This window comes from Emticicia sp. C21 (genome assembly GCF_003418935.1).
Classification (GTDB): Bacteria; Bacteroidota; Bacteroidia; order Cytophagales; family Spirosomataceae; genus Emticicia.
In genome coordinates this window covers 320,892-339,842 of the sequence record NZ_QVMT01000004.1, presented here as the reverse complement: position 1 = coordinate 339,842, position 18,951 = coordinate 320,892, and the positions used below count along the sequence as shown (strand labels likewise).

The window sequence follows — 18,951 nt, the reverse complement described above, 5'->3', positions numbered from 1 at the left end:
CAAATTATGTACAAAAAACTATTCTTTTTATTCTTCATCACAAGCTTAGCCCAGGCACAAAACGGAACTATTAAAGGCCTTATAAAAGACGACAAAAAAGAGGCAGTGGTCGGAGCAACTATTATACTATCAAAAGGCCAGAAAGGGATTTTAAAATCTTCTTTTACAGATGTAGATGGCAAATTTGAATTTGAAAAACTAAAGTATGATACACTATTAGTAGAGGTAAGTTTTGTAGGTATGAATAAATATACTTCCGGAAAAATCATTTTAAATGCACAAAATTCTACCATCGATTTAGGAAGTATTACGCTTACCAACAGCACGAACGAACTGCAAGAGGTGGCTGTAACAGCACAGAAAGCTTTCGTTGTGCAGAAAATTGATCGAACTGTTATTAATCCGGAAGCTTTAATCAGCAATGCAGGGGTAACTTCGCTTGAAGTACTGGAAAAAGCACCGGGTGTAACTGTTGATATAAATGGTAATATTTCACTTAGAGGAAAGGGTGGAGTAGTGGTCTTTGTTGATGATAAGCCTACCTATCTATCAGCTTCTGATCTAGCCAATTACTTACGTACAATTCCCTCATCTACTATCGAATCTATTGAAATCATGACTAATCCGCCTGCCAAATATGATGCCGCAGGAAATTCCGGGGTGATTAATATCCGCTTGAAGAAAAACCTTGCCAGAGGTATGAATGGCGGCTTGAATCTGTCTTACGGACAAGGGCGTTTTATGCGTACCAACAATAGCTTTAATTTCAATTACCGCATTAATAAATTCAACTTCTTTTCCAATCTGAGTGCCAATCAAAATAGTAGCTATCAGGACTTAACCATTACCCGTAAGTACTTTACACCTGAAGGACAACTCAGTTCAACATTCATTCAGAATTCGTATATCAGACCTACTAACAGGAGCAATAACCTGAAATTAGGGCTTGATTATTACATAACCAAAAAGACTACAATAGGTGTAGCATTGAGCGGTTTCATTAACCCATCAAGTAGGAATCTGACAAATAAAGCTGCTATCAGAAACGGACAGAACGAAATAACTGGCCTGGTTGATGCCTATAATCCAACGGATATTCTGTTTAAAAACGGTAGTGTAAATCTGAATATGACTCATCAATTGAATACGAAAGGCAGAGAAATATCAGTCAACCTTGATAATATAGTTTATAAATCAAAGGTTGAGCAAAGACTTGAAAATAAAAACCTGAACCCTGATGGGGGTCTGATTAACAAAAGTATTTTAGAATCAAACCTGCCATCTGACATTAGTATCAGAGCTGCAAAGATTGATTATCTTAATCCGCTTGCCAAAGGTGGAAGAATTGAAGCAGGAGCTAAGACAAGCTTTGTGAAAACGGGAAACATTGCCGATTTCTACGATGTGGTGGATGATCAGAAAGTGCCGAATTATACTTTTTCGAATAATTTTCAATACAAAGAAAATATCAATGCTGTCTATCTGAATTATTCAAGAGACTTCAAGAAAATCTCAATTCAGGCAGGTCTACGCCTGGAGAATACCAGCATCGTCGGCAACCAGTTAGGCAATATAGTTGTGAAAGACTCTTCATTCAAAAGAAATTATACCAACCTTTTCCCTACTTTTTACACACAATATAAAATCGATTCAGCTTCTAAACACGTAATAGGCTTGTCAATCGGCAGACGTATCGACCGCCCTAATTATAGGGATATGAATCCGTTTACATATCCGATGGATAGATTTACCTATTATGGTGGTAATCCGTTCCTACAACCTACTTTCTCATATAATGCAGAGTTATCATATACCTATAATAATATGGTAACAACGACTTTGCAGTATAGCCAATCGAACAATGTAATTTCGGAGACTAACGAGCAAAGAGGAAATATTTATTATAGTCGCCCGGGTAATTTTGCGAAGCAGATTTCTTATGGAGTAGAAGTAAACGGTACCTTCAAGATACAAAAATGGTGGACACTTCAATTGTATACAGCTTATTTGAATAACAAATTTGAAAGTCCGATTTATACCGAAACCCTCAACGATTCACGTTGGTTTTGGGTAGTTGTGCCAACCAACCAGTTTGTTATCAACAAAAAATGGAGTGCCGAATTGGCAGGTTCTTATCAGACCAAAGTATTATCAGGCCAATTCCTTGTTATTCCAATTGGTTCTATCAGAGCAGGGGTATCAACAAAAATCCTGAAAGATAAAGGTACCTTAAGACTGAATGTAAATGATGTGTTTTATACAAATCAGGTTGGCGGAGATATTCGTAATATCAAAAATGCTGTGGCCAGTTGGTTTAGTTATTTAGATACCCGCGTAGTAACCATTTCGTTTGCCTTTAGATTCAGCAAAGGTCAGACGCTGAAAGTACGCCAGAATGGTGGCTCAGAAAGTGAACAGCAACGAGTGAAAGCTTCCTGATTGCTTAGATACTAAAAAGGCTGTTCGAATTGAACAGCCTTTTTTTATTATCAAATCTCCGACCGCCAACCGCCGCCTAAAGCTCTATAAAGCCCTATTACTGCACCATATTGACTCTTTGTTAAATTAATCAATTCCATTTGTGCCTGTAAGGCATTTTTCTGTGCTGTCACTACTTCCAGATAAGTAGCACTACCAAATTTGAATAATTCAATGGAGGTCGTGATTGAATTTTTCAATACATCTACTTCTTTCGATTTCAACTCGTGTATTTCGTTGGTATTCTCAATCAGATTCAGATAGTTATACACTTCAGTAAAACTATTCACGATGGTTCTCTTATAGTTGGTATACGCCATTTTTTGTTCAGCTTCTTCTGCCATCAGATCGGCAATTAATTGTCGTCTATTGAGCAATGGAGCAAACAAACCACCGGCCACACTATAAGCAAAGGAGCCCGGATTAAATAGAACTGCTGCCCTGAAAGCCTGTAATCCCATAGAGCCATTCAGATTAAGCGAGGGATAAAATGCCGCCTTAGCCGAATAAATATCGGCATCGGCAGCTATTAAATCAAATTCAGCCTGCTTAATATCAGGTCGGTTTTGTAATAAAGCCGATGGTATTCCGGTCGATAGTTTAGGAGGAACAATGTTCTCCCAGGCCACAGTTCTACGATTAATCGATTGTGGGAATCTGCCTAACAGAAAGTTAATCTTATTTTCGTTTTCAACGATTTTCTGCTTGGCTTCCACTTTCAGAGATTGAGAACTAAGCAATTGGGCACTCATGAGTTCAACCCCTAATTGGTTTGCTTCCCCTGCCTGCTTTAACGCCTTTACAATCTCTAAAGCCGATTGTTGCAATTTGATATTATCTTCTAATATTTTCAGCTCGTTATCTAAAATCAATAACTGAAAATAGGCATCGGCAATTTCTGAAACCATTGAAGTAACCACCAGATTTCTACCATGTTCACTCGCAATAAATCGGGCAGCGGCTGCTTTCTTTTTACTCTTGAGTTTTCCCCACAAATCAACTTCCCATGAAGACTGTAGTCCAATAAAAAAGTCAGGAATAACCGGTGATGGTAATTTTTGCTTATTATCCAGATTATTAGAAAACTGGGTATCATAATTACCAACTCCATCAATGGTATAATTTCCGAATTTACGAGCGCCCATACTCGCGGCGGCTGATAAATCGGGCATATCAATCCCTTGGGTAAAACGAACGCCTGCGCGGGCTAATTCGATATTTTGCATTGCTATCTGCAAATCGAAATTATTTTTTAAGGCAGTGTCTATAAGCGCCATAAGGGCAGGATCTGCAAAGAAATCCTGCATGCCGGCTAATTGTGTAGTGGTTGTGTCTGTTTTTGCACTGAATTTTGATGGTATAGCTACCGGCTTATTTTGTGGTAAATTTTCTTTAAGCTTACATCCACCCAAAAAAATGATACAGGCAAACAGATAAATATATTTAAGCTTCAACATACGATTCCTTGTTAATTTTTTTCGTGTTTTTCTTGCGTTTAGGCATTCCTGCAAAGATGACATACAACCCAGGAATGATGATAACCCCGAAGATGGTTCCGAACAACATACCTCCGGCAGCGGCAGTACCAATGGTTCGGTTACCAATAGCACCTGCACCTGAAGCAGACATTAGCGGAATTAAACCTGCTACGAAAGCAAAAGAGGTCATCAGGATAGGTCTGAAACGGGCAACTGCACCACCTATGGCAGCCTTTAGTAAGGTTTTACCCTCTTTTTGTTGCAGAACGGCAAACTCAACAATCAGAATGGCATTCTTACCTAAGAGGCCTATGAGCATTACCATTGCTACCTGTGCGTAAATATTGTTTTCCAGACCAAACAGCCATAAGAAAAACAATGAACCAAATATACCGACAGGCAATGAGAGAATAACAGGCAATGGAAGCATGAAACTTTCATATTGTGCTGCCAACAGCAGATACACAAACAGTAGACAGATAATGAAAATATACACTACCTGATTACCCGAAAGTACCTCTTCACGAGTCATACCCGACCATTCGTAGGTATATCCTCTTGGTAATTTAGCTTTAGCTACTTCTTCAATGGCTCTGATGGCATCACCACTACTATAACCCGGAGCTGCTTCTCCGTTCAGCATCGCCGATACATACATATTGTAACGGGTCAATTGTTCAGGACCATAGACACGTTCTATGCGGCTAAAGATGGCATAAGGCACCATTTCACCATGTTTATTCTTGATGCGCAGTTTCATGATGTCTTCAGGCTGAGCACGGTATTTAGGGTCAGCCTGTATCATTACCTTGTACATCTGACCGAACAAGATGAAGTTAGTCGCATAAAAACTACCAATCAACGATTGCAGGTTACTCATCGCAGCATCTACCGAAATCCCTTTCTTGGCAGCCATATCTTGGTCGACATGAATCAGGTATTGTGGAAAATTAGGATTGAAACTCGAAAACACTTCTTTTATTTCAGGACGTTTTTTGAGCTCTTTCATAAATTCATCAGCTACCTCTGCCGTTCTCTGCAAATTTCCTGAGCCTGTTTTATCAAGCATACGTACCTCAAAACCACTGGCATTACCAAAGCCCGGTACCGCAGGTGGGGGGAAGAACTGGATTTCTGCATCTTTGATATGCCTGGTTTTTTCAACCATTTGTGCGATAATATCATTGGCTGTTGCCTTACGATCTTTCCACGCTTTCAGGTTTATGGTACTCATACCAAATGAGGCGCCGACCCCATCAGTCATCATACTGAAACCTGATAAGCTTGAAATAGATTCTACTTCCGGTAGCGTTTTGGCAATTCTGTCAATCTCATTCATCACTTCTTCCGTACGTTCTAAGGTAGCACCTACAGGTGTAGTTACGTTCACATAGATAGTCCCCTGATCCTCTGTAGGGATAAAACTGGTAGGTAATACTTTACCAACACCCCAGGTACCCACACTAAAACCTACTAATACAAGCACTGTTACCAAACGACGATTAGCAATCAGTCTTAATAAACTTTTATATCTATCAGATAGCTTATCATACCCCTGGTTAAACTTATCGAAGAATCGGGTCAAAAGATTACTTTTCTTCTCCTCAGTATGTGGGTTTTTCAGCATTATGGCACATAGTGCAGGTGTAAGAGTCAGGGCATTAACCCCTGAAATAACAATGGAAATCGCCATCGTAACAGAGAACTGTCGGTAGAATACACCCACAGGGCCTGATAAGAATGCCACAGGCACAAACACGGCCGACATCACCAGGGTAATAGCAATAATGGCACTACTGATTTCACCTATCGACTCAATGGTAGCTTCTTTAGGGCCAAGGTGTTTTTCTTCCATTTTGGCATGCACCCCCTCTACCACCACAATGGCATTATCAACTACAATACCGATAGCCAATACCAAGGCAAAAAGTGTAAGGAGGTTGATAGAGAAGCCAAACAACTGCATAAAGGCAAATGTACCTACCAGCGAAACAGGCACCGCTAACACGGGAATAAGTGTAGAACGGAAGTCCTGCAGGAATAGAAATACGACAATGGCAACTAATATAAATGCCTCGATAAGTGTTTTGATTACTTCATCAATGGAAGCATCCAGAAAGCGTGAAACGTCATAACTGATGGTATAAGTCATGCCCGGGGGGAAAGTCGTTTCTTTCAGGAAGTTCAGACGAGACTTAATATTGTCGATTACTTCGCTGGCATTCGAACCCGGTCTTTGTTTCAGAACGATGGCGGCCGATGGTTTGCCATTCTCTTTCGACAATACGTCGTAATCCAAGGAGCCAAATTCCAAATCGGCTACATCTTTCAAACGGAGCAATTCGCCATTGTCAGATGCCTTAACCACGATGTTTTCGTATTGCTCTTTCGTGGTCATTTTACCTGTATAGCGCAATACATATTGTAAAGACTGATGCTGACGCCCTGAGCTTTCTCCGATTTTACCGGGAGCAGCTTCCACATTCTGGGCTTTCAATGCCTGAATAATATCTTCGGCTGATATCTGATAAGCGTCCATTCGGGCTGGTTTCAGCCATACACGCATGGCATACTCACGTGAGCCCATAATATCTACAAAACCAACTCCATCAATCCGTTTAAGCTCAGCTAAAACGTTGATGTCAGCAAAGTTGTAAATAAATTTCTCGTCTAATGAAGTATCATCACTAATAAGGTTGATGTACATCAACATACTATTCACCTCTTTTTCGGTCGATACCCCGGCTTTGATTACCTCTTCTGGCAACTCGTCTAGTACAGTAGTAACCCTGTTCTGCACGTTTACGGCAGCTACATCGGGGTCAGTACCTACTTCAAAGTATACCTGTATGATACTTGTTCCGTCATTACCCGAAACAGAGGTCATATAAGTCATGCCCGGCACACCATTAATGGCGCGCTCTAAAGGGGTAACCACTGCTTTGGCACATACCTCAGCATTGGCACCCGTATATTTGGTTGTAACCGAAACGGCTGGAGGAGCAATGTCGGGATATTGGGTGATTGGCAGGCCAATCATAGCCAAAACCCCTAAGAGTACTATAAAGATGGATATAACCAACGATAGTACCGGTCGGTTGATAAAATTTGTAAACATGTTAATAAGGCTTATCTTGAGGCGCTATTGGCCGCAAATTCTTTCGATATTTCGTTCATTTCCACAAATTGTGGGTCTACGGTCATGCCGTCTTTGATGTTCTGAATCCCCTCATAAATAATCTTGTCATCAGGTGATAAACCTGATTCTATGATATAAAAATGAGGCATCCGGCTATTGGTAGTGATTGGCTTGGATTTAACCTTATTACTTTTATCAATTACATAGACATACATCTTGTCCTGAATTTCAAAAGTAGCTTTCTGCGGAATAATCAATGCGTTTTTATATTTTCTTTGCAGACGTATCTTACCACTGGCACCGTGTTTCAGAATCTTATCCGGATTACTGAATCTGGCTCGAAAAGCAATATTCCCTGTGCTTGGTTCTATTTCACCCTCAGTGGTTTCAATCTTTCCCTTAAAAGGATGCTCTTCGCCATTGGCTAATATCAAAGTCACATTCTTCGATTGCTCAGCATCTGTTTTCAGATTGGAGGCATAGTTGAGGTATTCTTTTTCTGAAACATCGAAATAGGCAAATACTTCATCGTTTTTAGAGATACTGGTCAACAAAGTGCCATCTTCCATCAAACTTCCGGTTTTGTTCGGAATACGGTTCACAATGCCACTGAATGGTGCTTTTACTTGCGTATAAGTTAACTGAATTTTGGCAAATGTTTCGTTGGCCTGTGCTTCTTCTACTTTTGCTTTAGCCAGATCAACTTTGTTCTTAGCCATTTCAAGTTGAGTATTTGAAACAATGTTTTTATCTGCGAGAGATTTTACATTTTTCAGCTCTATTTCAGTGGCTTTTAATTCTGTAACAGCACTTTTCAGAATAGCCGTAGCTTTTACAATATTTTCATTCAACTCGGGGTTATTAATAGTGAAGAGTAATTGTCCCTGCTTCACGTATTTTCCTTCGTCGATATAGATATGATCTAAATATCCCTTGACCCTTGCTCTGATTTCGACATTCTGAACAGCATTGATTTCTGCTACATAGTCGATTGGCAATGTGGTGTCAATAGAAATGGGAGACGTTACAGGAAATTTTTCCATTTCCTGTGCCTGCTTTTCTTCCTTATTAGAGGAGCAGGACGATGCCAATAATAGCACCGATGCTAAGAGTGTAAGATTTTTCATAAAAAAGTTCCTTTGGTGATTCGTAAAAGACAGACTATCAGGGTCTTAAATTAAATCTATTGTTAATAAATTATTAATCCAAGTAATTCTTTGAAAGTCACTTTCTTTTATTGGAATCGTACAATGATACATACAGCAGTAACCCGACAAGGGAATTGCCTCTTAAAAAAACAACATTTTGTGCGAGAAGCTATCAGGGTATTTTATAGAAAAGAATATTCTAACCACAAAGAATCTTTGCAGCAAGAAAAAACCTATAAAATACACTTAAGCGAGCAAACGCATTTGCTCAGGTGGGGGGGTGTTGAGGCCTAAGTACACTTCATGTACATTGGTGGCAGTAAAAATAGCTTCTTTACAGAAAGTAAACTCCATCATGACAGGCTTGGATAAATGAGAAGCAATAGATGCTTCTACTTCTTCAATGCCAGACATTTGTGTTTCCAAAGAACAGCTATCCTCCAGACTAATATCTAAACACTGCTCTGTTTTATTCATAGCTAATTCGTAAATCCGGAAACCTTCAGTTACGAATTGTCTGCAAATAAAAGAGAACATCAGTATCAATAAAAAATACGCTTTAGAAGTTATTTTTTTCTTAAGCACCGACATTGTGTTTTCTTTAGAAAAAGGATATGGAGACAAATATAGGTAGTAACAAGCAAAATTCTGCCAATGGTTCAACTAACTAGTAAATTTTCTCTATCAATCCCTGTATTTACTCGACCAAATTATTTATCACAGGTGTTTTAAAAGTAAAATTATCAATTGTATAAAAGCAAGAGGTTTTACGAATACGGAATCGTAAAACCTCTTGAGATAATTAAAATATGCTTGTTCTCAATAAACCTTTTCATAATACTCAGTAGCCATTCTATCAGAATCAAAAAACGCATTCACATCATTCATGCTTTGCAAAACCATCTTTTGCCATTCAGCCTGATTATCATAATACATCGGCAGAATCTTATGTTCAAGCATATCTAATAAGTTATGAATATCTGTATTATCTCTTTCCCATTCCGGATAACCCTGTGCTACCGGAACCACAAAAGAGTTTGAGTCATTGGCAAACTCACATACCCACCCATCAAAAGTTGAGAAATTCAATCCGGCATTCATAGCCGCCGTCATACCACTCGTGCCAGATGCTTCGCGGGTTACAATAGGCGTATTTAACCATACATCAGCTCCATCTTTTAAAGTCTTTGACAAGGCCAGTTCATAGCCGGTTAATACTGCCATATTTGGGAACAAGTGACTCAAATAGTATAAATCATTAAATATACCCATTGCTCCATTATCGAAAGGATAAGGCTTTCCTGCCCAGATAAACTGAATCGGGTAACGGGTATTCCGCATGATTCTTTCAAAACGCTCTCTGTCACGTGTCAGTAAATCAGGGCGCTTATAAGCGGCAAAACGTCTGGCCCATACAATGGTTAGTGTATTGGGATTAAATAACTTTCCACATTGGTCAGCTACGGTTTTAAACAAAACCGATTTCAATTCTTTTTTACGCGCTGTTATTTTTTTCGTATCTGATTTCTTACGCGCTTTTTCTAATTCTTCATCTGCCCAATACAGATTATTCTGTGCATTGGTTACATGGGTAATCGGCGCTACGCCACTATGCCCACTCCACATGGTGCGTGATACATCTCCATGAAGTTTTGAAACCGCATTGGCTTGTTTGCTGAAACGAAGCGCTACCAGCGAATGATTAAAAATGTTATCTTTAATTCCCGTTATTTTGCGTACTTCTGTCAATGGAATGCCATTAAAGAAACTCATGCTCTCCAAAAGATTAATATCATGTTTATCATTACCGGCTTCTTCGGGCGTATGTGTAGTAAATACCACATTCTTTTTAATATCAGCAACTTTCCCAAATTTTTTGTACAGATGAAATACTCCTGAGACGGCATGGGCCTCGTTGAAATGATAAATATCAGGCTGGTAATTGAGTTCATCTAAGAGTTTCATGCCTCCGAGTCCCAGAATCATACACTGGGCAACTTTAGTAGAAGCATCTTTATCATACAAATGATAAGATAGTGAGCGAGCCCAGGCATCGTTTCCTTCGATATCAGTGGTCAGGAAAAACATGGGTACCGACCCAAAAGTATCTGGTGTAAGAAAAAAAGCGGCAACCCTTACCGGGCGATTCTGAATAATTATCTGAAAGCGAATCCCTGTGTCTTTGACGAAATTGTATATTTTTTCACGGAATTGTACAGCCATGCTATTGTCAGTATTACGGGTCTGGTCATAGTACCCATATTTCCATAACATACCAATACCAATCAAATTTTGTTTCATTTGATAGGCACTACGCATGTGCGAACCTGCCAGAAACCCAAGCCCACCCGAATAGGTTTTCAATGCCTGGTCTATGGCAAATTCCATAGAGAAGTAAACAACAGATTTTTTGAATTTTGGAGCGAAAGAGTAAGGATGAGCATACTGCTCAGGCAAATTCTTCATAAACGATCATAGGTTTGTGTGGCACAAATAAAAAACATTTCTATGGATTTATTAATAAATATTCTTTTCGGGCATGAAAACAATATTTAAACATGTTCTACGTATAACGCCTCTTAGCTATGTTTTGTCTTTTTTTTAAGAAATTTATTTTAAAAAATTACCATCTTACCTGCCCGCTACCAGTCACCACCCACTTTTCTGTCACTAATTTCTCTAAGGCAAATGGCCCTCTTGCATGTAGTTTCTGGGTAGAAATACCGATTTCAGCACCTAAACCAAACTGTCCGCCATCTGTAAAACGGGTGGAAGCATTATGGTAAACAGCAGCCGCATCAACCTCTCTTAAAAATTGTTCGGCCAAAGCTTGATCCTCTGTCAGAATAGCTTCTGAATGTCGGGATGAATATTGTTGAATATGTGATAAGGCTTCATCAATACCATTAACTGTCTTGATAGATATTTTATAATCCAGCCATTCTTTGCCAAAATCTTCAGGTTTCGCTTCATGGAGTTTTTCATAGCCTGCCTGTTTAAAAACAGCATAGGCAGGTGCATCAGCATAGACTTCTACATCCCATTTATTAAAGTCATCAATCAACAAGGGCAGAAAATCTGCTAGAATAGCTTCATCTACAATCGCGCAATCAAGGGAATTACAAACAGACGGGCGAGAGACACGTGCATTGACGATAATATTTTTTGCCTTTGCTAGATCAGCGGTCTTTTCTACATAAGTATGCACAACCCCTGCACCTGTTTCAATCGTAGGAATCAACGAGTTCTGACGAACGTATTGTATTAAAGAATCCGAACCTCTTGGAATAATAATATCCACAAAGCGAGTTGCTTTCAATAATTCTTCTGTAAATTTTCTATCAGTCGGTAATAACAATACGGCCTCTTTCGCTACTCCGGCTTCTTCTAAAGCCTGATGAATCAAACCTACCAGACATTGGTTAGAGAAATTGGCTTCCTTTCCTCCTTTCAACACACAGGCATTACCCGAGCGTAGGCAAAGTGATGCTACATCAATCGTTACATTCGGGCGAGATTCATAAATAACGCCGACTACTCCCATCGGAACGGCTAATTTTTTAATAGTTAGCCCATTTTCCAGATGGCTATTCATTAGGACTTGCCCTGTTGGGTCAGGCAATAGGGACACTTCTCTCAACGAATCAGCTAAGCCCTGAATACGACTTTCGTTCAGTAAAAGACGGTCGTATTTGGAGTCGGCTTTATCCATCAGGTCTAAATCTTTTTTGTTTTCAGCTATGATTAACTCTTTTGACTGTTCGATTAAAACAATCAGGCGATTTAATAGTTGACTTTTTTGTTCGCTTGATAGATTTCTGATACCTGCCGATGCCTGCTGAGTAGCCTGGAGAAGAGGAAGAATACTATTCATAAATTTTTAATAAATAACCCCAAAGTATTGCCTTGATTCTAAATTTTTGTAAAATTACGTCGCAATAATCACAAACAAAAGTATAAATACAACAAGTGATATGTTCATCGAAAAAGACCTTGACAAAATTAAAGTTCGTGGTGCAAACCTCGAAACGATTCAGCAGCAGATAGAAAACTTTAAAAAAGGTTTTCCGTATCTGAATGTAATAAAAGCTGCGACTATTGGCGATGGCATTATCGCGCTCTCTGACTCTCAGGCAGGTAAGTATGCGAAGTATTTTGATAGCAGAGCCCCAAAACTGAAACTATTGAAATTTGTACCTGCTTCCGGGGCAGCAACCCGTATGTTTAAATCTCTATTTTCTGCCAAGGATGAAGGAAAGCTGGACAAATCGGTGAATGAGTTTTTAGAGAGGCTAAAAGACTTCGCGTTTTATGATACGCTTGTGAAAGCTATAGGTGCTGAATCTGGTGATTATCAGACTGTTCTGGAATATTTACTGACAGATAAAGGACTAGATTATGGTAGTTTGCCTAAAGGTTTATTGCATTTTCATAAATACGGCAAAACTGCCAGAACGCCTGTGGAAGAGCATCTGGTAGAAGGCGCAAAATATGCCAATAGCAATGGCAAAGTGAAATTGCACTTTACAGTTTCGCCAGAGCATAGAAAGAAATTCAAAACTTTAATAGACTCTGTATTGCCTAAATACGAAGCCAAATATAAAGTAAAGTACAGCATCAGTTTTTCAGAGCAAAAGCCTTCTACTGATACCATTGCGGTAAATATGGATAATACACCATTCCGCACAGGTAGTGAAGACCTACTTTTCCGTCCAGCCGGACACGGGGCATTACTTGAGAACCTGAACGAACAGGAGGCTGATATTATCTTCATTAAAAATGTAGATAATGTAGTACCTGACCGTTTGAAAAGTAAAACTATTCTCTACAAAAAGGCTTTGGCAGGTCTATTGTTAGACTATCAGGAAAAAATATTCTCCTATTTAAAGAAATTATATAGTGAGGAAGTAGATGAAAAACTATTAAAGGAAATCCTGAATTTCCTTGAAACCAAGCTTTGTACATTACCTCCAGAGGGCTTCGGAAGTTATTCAGTTGATGCCAAAATGGATTATTGTAAACGCAAACTCAATCGACCGATTCGTTTGTGTGGTATGGTGAAAAACGTGGGCGAACCGGGTGGTGGACCATTCTGGGCAAAAGATCCTGATAGTTCGGTTTCGTTACAGGTAGTAGAGTCGGCTCAAATTGATTTAGGTAATGCACAGCAAAAAGAAATCTTCGATAAAGCAACACACTTTAATCCGGTGGATTTGATATGTTCGGTGAAAGATTATAAAGGCAATAAATTCAATTTATTGAATTACCGCGACCCACAGACTGGTTTCATTACCCAGAAATCGCAAAGTGGTAAAGACCTGAAAGCCCAGGAATTACCGGGTCTTTGGAATGGTGCCATGTCAGACTGGAATACACTTTTTGTAGAAGTTCCGCTCATTACCTTTAACCCTGTTAAAACGGTAAATGATTTATTGAGGAGCGAGCACCAACCAGCCTGATAAACATGAGCCCTATTAAAATAGATTCTCCTACAAGCATCAGGCAGGGCGAAGAAATTGATTTGGTAAAGCTGAACGAATTTATTCAATCAGCTTCACCTGATTTTGAACCTATTGTCGAAATCGCCCAGTTCCCGGGCGGATATTCTAATCTTACTTATTTATTAAAAACAGCAGGTAAAGCATATGTTTTGAGACGGCCACCTTTTGGTGCAAAAGACATCAAAGGCGGGCACGATATGGGTCGGGAGTACAAAATATTAAGCGCTTTACAAAACAGCGGCTATAAGAAAATACCTAAGCCTGTTATATACACCGAAGATGAATCGGTAATGGGTTGCCCATTCTATATTATGGAACGGGTAGAAGGTATTATTCTGCGGGCAAAAGATGCACCGAAGTTGATGGGTAATGTAGCCCTCGAAATGATGCGCAAAATGTCAGAAGCTTTGTGCGATAACTTAGTAGAACTCCACGCCATTGATATTGAAGCTACAAACGCAGATCTACCTGCCTTAATTAATATCGGTAAGCCGGAAGGCTACATACAACGTCAGGTAGAGGGTTGGCATAAACGCTATTTAGCCTCAAAGACTGATGAGATACCTGCAATGGATAATCTGGCGAACTGGTTAAAAGAAAATCTCCCTACCGAAGGAAAGCCAACGCTGATTCATAACGATTATAAGTACGATAATCTGGTGCTGAATGTAGATGATTGGTCAGATATATTAGCAGTCTTAGACTGGGAAATGACAACCGTTGGAGATCCTCTGATGGATTTAGGTACTACCTTATCTTATTGGGCAGAGGCCAACGATGGCATGTTTGAAAAAGGCTTCAACTTATCTTGGTTGCCCGGAAATTTGAGCCGTCAGGAATTTGCCGAACGCTATGCAGAAAAGAGTGGGAGAGATATATCAAATATTCTATACTTCTACGTTTTCGGGCTTTTTAAAAACTCGGTTGTCATTCAGCAGATATATAGCCGATATAAAAAGGGCTTAACCAAAGATGAGCGTTTTGCCGAGTTAATTTATGGGGTAAAAGCTTTGTCGAAGAAAGGTGTCACTTCCATAGAAAAAGGGAAGATGTTGTAAAAAAAAGCTTATAAACAAACTGGGCTTTGAGATTGCTCAAAGCCCAGTTTCTATTTGTATTGTTCTATAATCCGAAACAATGCTTTCTGTGTATTCAGGTTCGGAAAAAAGTCATAAACCTGCGCATGAGCATCATAATTCAATGTTAAGCCCGATTCCAGATATTTATAGGCTTCGTTGAAACTGCCATCTAAAATCAGATATACGGCTGCTCTGTAATACAAATCTGCCTCTTCCGGTAGTTCTGTGAGGGCATCATACATAATCTCAAAAGCCTTGGTGTACTCACCATTCTCAAAGAAAAGCAAAGACCAACTCAACCAGATATCCGGATTTTTAGGGTCAAGACCCATCGCAAATCTATAGGCTTCATTGCTTGATAAAAAATTACCCAACTTTGCTTCTGTATCTGCCAATAAAAGCCAGTATTCAGCATTGCTTTCATTGAGCTTAATAGCTTTCTGCGTAAAATGGATACTCTCGTACCAGCGGTTTAACTCATACAAAGCCGAACCCATACCAAACCAGGCTTCATCCCAACTCTCATCCAGATTAACGGCCTCGTTGTAGTATTTATACGCTTCTTCAAATTGTTCCAGTTTCTCACAAGCCACTCCCAGATGCGTGTACACTTCAGCAGTAGGCTTTTCGTTCTTCAATACATTCAGATAACATTCCTTGGCATCAAGGTAGTTTTCGAGGTTGATATAGGTATATGCCAGATTAAACCATCCCGAAGCAAATTTTTCGTTAATGGTTACTGCATAATCATATGCATACGCTGCATCTTTATGATTATTCAACCTTCCGTGTACCATACCCAACGCAAACCACGCCAGATAAGAATACGGATTGTTATCTACTAAATCCTGAAAATAGGATACGTTTTCGTCTAATTTATTTAGTTGCTCTAAGCAGAAAACCAATTCATAAAAAGCTATTTCTTCATTAAACTGATGTTTGATAGCCTTTTTGTAGAAATGAGCGGCTTCTTCAAATTTCTGCCAGTTCTGATAAGTTTGAGCCAATTGGAAATACACCGACTCTTTTTCTTCCGACATCAACAATGCTTCTCTCAGATGCTCAATAGCTTCTTCGTAGCTACCCATAAGGTTACATATCACACCACGCATATAAGTGATTTCATTGTCTGCCGGATTAAAAGTGGAGGCTCTGTCCAACACTTCCATTGCTTCTTCAAACCGTTCATTATTGGCATGAATCTGTGCTTGATCCAAAAGGAGGTCGAGAGAGTAAGGGTACTGTTCAAGTCCCATCTGACAGGCTTGCATAGCCATCTCCCATTTTCCGGCTAGAAGATAGTACTCAGAGAGTTGTTCATACGTCTCTTCATCGAAGAAGACCGTTTCTTGGCTTTTGAGCATTCCTTCAAAACGTTCAACAGTCGCTTTTACATCTGCGCCATCGAAGTTTTCGAATCTGTCGCTGAATTCGTGTTGCATGTAAGATTACCCAAAGTTTTTTACGGCCCAACCATAGGACGGTAATTATATATATTTGCTCGGATAGTCTTAATCTTTTATAAACAGCTTTAAATAAAGGATTTAAAGTGTTTTCAATTAAAAATACTCAATCCCGACAACAATTATGATTCAATATAAGTATTTTTTATCAAATGTCAAGGATTTCTCTCAATAAATTTACTGTAAGGATTAGCTGGATAAAAGCTATTTTTACGCATGAATCTACTCAAAAGATCAATGACTCTTTAATAAAAACATACTTACCCGCTTAATGGTTTCGTCGAAATCAGTAAACTTAAAATTGAGTGATTGACGAATCTTATCGCTCCTGTAAACAAACTTCATTAAAGAATTTTTGGCGGTTTCTTTGGTAATCAGCGGAGCTTTTCCGGTAATAAAAGACCTGAGGGCTTCTACCCGCCAGATGATTTCGGTGAGTATAGGGGAAACTTTGCTGGTAGGAGGTTTTTTATTGAATAGTCTGGCAACCTTTTCGAAGAATTCTTTATAACTAACAGTTCCACCATTTAAGATAAATCTTTCGCCCTCAATATCTGAGATAGTTAATTGATAAATAGCTTCAATCACATCTTTTACGTCTACGTAGTTCATATTGCCCTCGCTGTAGAAACGATGCTCATCGTAGGCATATTTAAACAATTGAGTACTGCTTTTAGTCCAGTCGCTTTCGCCTAGTATTACAGATGGATTGACAATGACAATAGGTAAGCCTTCGGCTTTACCACGCCATACTTCCAGTTCAGAAAGATATTTGGTTTTAGCATAGTTGGAATTGATAGGGGAGTCTTCCCACTTCTGATCTTCATCTATGATAGTATCCTTGTTCGATAAATTCTGAGGGGCAGCAGGCTTGCCCAAGGCAGCAATAGAACTGATATGGCAAAGCTTTTTTACGCCTTTCATCAAACATACGTTTACCACATTAGCCGTACCCTCCACATTCGTCTTATACATGCGGTTTTTGTCTTTTGGAGTGTAAGACACCACTGCCGCCGAATGCACTACAAAATCTACATCCTCTAAGGCTTTTTCTAATGCAACAACATCCAGAATATCACCTTCTACGATAGTTATTTTGTTGGCAATATCTTTCAGGGCAGTCAGGTCACTTTCAGCACGACACAAGGCCAGTACTTCAAAACCTGCTTCAACAAATCTTTTAGCGGTAGCACTACCCAGCAGCCCGTTAGCGCCTGTTATAAGAATACGGTTCATAAGATATTTGTGGTGCGAACTTCCAGTTCGCATACATTACTGCAAAGGTAATAGCAAAACAAATAAAAAAAAGTCCTAAAGTCTGTCAGGAAGATAAAATGCAGATACATTGTTCTAAACAAAAAATCCCTGATTACAGCTATTGCTTAATCAGGGATTACGTATCTATAAAACTAATATCTTATGCTTCAGCTTTTGTATCCTCGGCTACCGGTTCAGTTGCTTCTTCTGTTGTAGGGGCAATGAATACCTCAGGCAGGTTTTTTGAAAGAAGATTATACCAGCCAACAATTTTCTTAACGTCTGCCGGATATACTTTCTGACGGTCAAAATCAGGCATTACCTGTGCAAAGAAATCGAATAGTTGATTATTTGAAAAGCTCTTATAATCATCTGCCACAGTTTCGCCGTGTAATTCACGGATTTTAAGGAAAATATCCGAAAGTGGTATAGATTTGTTCTGGTCTTCGGTATAAATCGAAATATCTTTTAATACAGATACACGTGCATTGGCGCTTACCATTTCACGTTGTTTCTTATCGTCAAGCGTTTCTACAATTACGCCACCACGACCAGGTTTTAAAATTTTATACAATCCGCTTTTTCCCGAAATATGGGCGATGTCTCTTAATAATTCCATTTGATAAATAAAGTAAGCTTTATGAATGGCAATGTACTTGCCAGAGTTCTAAATTGTTGGATAAATTCAGCTGATAGCTATGCTAATCAACGATTCATATTGATGCAAAATTATAAATTATTTTTTAAAAGACTGATTTAACTCGTCTATTGCTTTCAATAATTCTTCCCTACCTATTCTTTTTTCAGAAGAAGTAACAAAATAAGGTGGAACCTTACTCCAGGTCATTAACATCGTTTTCTTGAATAAGTCAATGTTTTCTTCGGCCGTTACTTTTCCTACTTTATCGGCTTTGGTAAATATCAGATAAAATGGAATGCCTTTTTCTCCGAGGGCATCTATAAAGTTCAAATCAACCGTTTGAGGCTCTATTCTTATATCAATCAACACAAAGACACACATCAGGTTTTCTCTGTGCGCCAGATAATCCCAAATCATTTTATCCCATTTCTCACGTTCGGCTTTAGGTGCTTTGGCAAAACCATAACCGGGTAAATCGACCAGAAACCAATTATTATTTACGATAAAATGGTTAATTAATTGAGTCTTACCAGGTGTTTGGGAAGTTTTGGCTAAGTTTTTATTAGCCGTGAGCATATTAATCAAAGACGATTTGCCTACGTTTGATCTGCCAATAAAGGCATATTCGGGTAGCAAAGGCTTAGGGCTTTTGCGATAATCAGAGGCGCTTTGAACAAATTTTGCTTCGGTGAATTTCATGCTATTTTCAGATTCAGACAATCATAAGTGATTGCATTTTTTCTTCTTATGGGATTATTAGCCACAAAA

13 protein-coding genes are annotated in these 18,951 nt (G+C 39.1%); 3 read left to right on the top strand and 10 right to left on the bottom strand.

The features are described from left to right. Window positions 1-6: 6 nt before the first annotated feature. The gene (locus D0T08_RS11930) at window positions 7-2,439 is read left to right on the top strand and encodes an outer membrane beta-barrel family protein (RefSeq protein ID WP_116982866.1); all 2,433 of its coding nucleotides are present in this window, start codon (window positions 7-9) and stop codon (window positions 2,437-2,439) included. Window positions 2,440-2,489: 50 nt separating this feature from the next. Here D0T08_RS11930 and D0T08_RS11925 read toward each other — a convergent pair whose 3' ends face one another. The 6 genes from D0T08_RS11925 to D0T08_RS11900 form a co-directional block, all read right to left on the bottom strand. Further along, a complete protein-coding gene (locus D0T08_RS11925; protein WP_158561250.1) occupies window positions 2,490-3,935 on the bottom strand; it encodes an efflux transporter outer membrane subunit in 1,446 nt (481 codons plus the stop codon). After that, complete coding sequence (locus D0T08_RS11920; RefSeq protein ID WP_116982863.1) at window positions 3,922-7,074, bottom strand: efflux RND transporter permease subunit; 3,153 nt, start codon at window positions 7,072-7,074, stop codon at window positions 3,922-3,924. Before D0T08_RS11920 ends, D0T08_RS11925 begins: the two co-directional genes overlap by 14 nt. 11 nt (window positions 7,075-7,085) lie before the next feature. After that, a complete protein-coding gene (locus D0T08_RS11915) occupies window positions 7,086-8,222 on the bottom strand; it encodes an efflux RND transporter periplasmic adaptor subunit (RefSeq protein WP_116982862.1) in 1,137 nt (378 codons plus the stop codon). Between the two features lie 267 nt (window positions 8,223-8,489). Continuing rightward, entirely contained in the window at window positions 8,490-8,828 is a 339-nt protein-coding gene (locus D0T08_RS11910) for a hypothetical protein (protein WP_147322764.1), read from the bottom strand. 234 nt (window positions 8,829-9,062) lie between these two features. Then, entirely contained in the window at window positions 9,063-10,709 is a 1,647-nt protein-coding gene (gene glgP / locus D0T08_RS11905) for an alpha-glucan family phosphorylase (RefSeq protein WP_116982859.1), read from the bottom strand. Between the two features lie 157 nt (window positions 10,710-10,866). Further along, a complete protein-coding gene (locus D0T08_RS11900; protein WP_116982857.1) occupies window positions 10,867-12,117 on the bottom strand; it encodes a glutamate-5-semialdehyde dehydrogenase in 1,251 nt (416 codons plus the stop codon). A 100-nt stretch (window positions 12,118-12,217) separates the two neighbouring features. On the opposite strand from D0T08_RS11900, the gene D0T08_RS11895 reads away from it, so the two are divergent. Together D0T08_RS11895 and D0T08_RS11890 are read left to right on the top strand one after the other, a co-directional pair. Further along, the gene (locus D0T08_RS11895) at window positions 12,218-13,702 is read left to right on the top strand and encodes a DUF4301 family protein (protein ID WP_116982856.1); all 1,485 of its coding nucleotides are present in this window, start codon (window positions 12,218-12,220) and stop codon (window positions 13,700-13,702) included. A gap of 5 nt (window positions 13,703-13,707) precedes the next feature. Then, window positions 13,708-14,802 carry a phosphotransferase family protein gene (locus D0T08_RS11890; protein ID WP_116982854.1) on the top strand — a complete coding sequence of 365 codons (1,095 nt, stop codon included), beginning with the start codon at window positions 13,708-13,710 and terminating at the stop codon, window positions 14,800-14,802. A gap of 50 nt (window positions 14,803-14,852) precedes the next feature. Here the strand turns inward: D0T08_RS11890 and D0T08_RS11885 are convergent, their stop codons facing one another. The 4 genes from D0T08_RS11885 to yihA all read right to left on the bottom strand — a co-directional run bounded on the left by D0T08_RS11885 (window position 14,853) and on the right by yihA (window position 18,882). After that, entirely contained in the window at window positions 14,853-16,265 is a 1,413-nt protein-coding gene (locus D0T08_RS11885; RefSeq protein WP_116982853.1) for a tetratricopeptide repeat protein, read from the bottom strand. A gap of 255 nt (window positions 16,266-16,520) precedes the next feature. After that, entirely contained in the window at window positions 16,521-17,522 is a 1,002-nt protein-coding gene (locus D0T08_RS11880) for an SDR family NAD(P)-dependent oxidoreductase (RefSeq protein ID WP_116983028.1), read from the bottom strand. Window positions 17,523-17,703: 181 nt separating this feature from the next. Beyond that, window positions 17,704-18,162: a DUF5606 domain-containing protein gene (locus D0T08_RS11875; protein WP_116982852.1), complete on the bottom strand. Its 459-nt coding sequence runs from the start codon at window positions 18,160-18,162 to the stop codon at window positions 17,704-17,706. Between the two features lie 117 nt (window positions 18,163-18,279). After that, window positions 18,280-18,882 carry a ribosome biogenesis GTP-binding protein YihA/YsxC gene (gene yihA, locus D0T08_RS11870; protein WP_116982851.1) on the bottom strand — a complete coding sequence of 201 codons (603 nt, stop codon included), beginning with the start codon at window positions 18,880-18,882 and terminating at the stop codon, window positions 18,280-18,282. Between the last annotated feature and the right edge of the window lie 69 nt (window positions 18,883-18,951).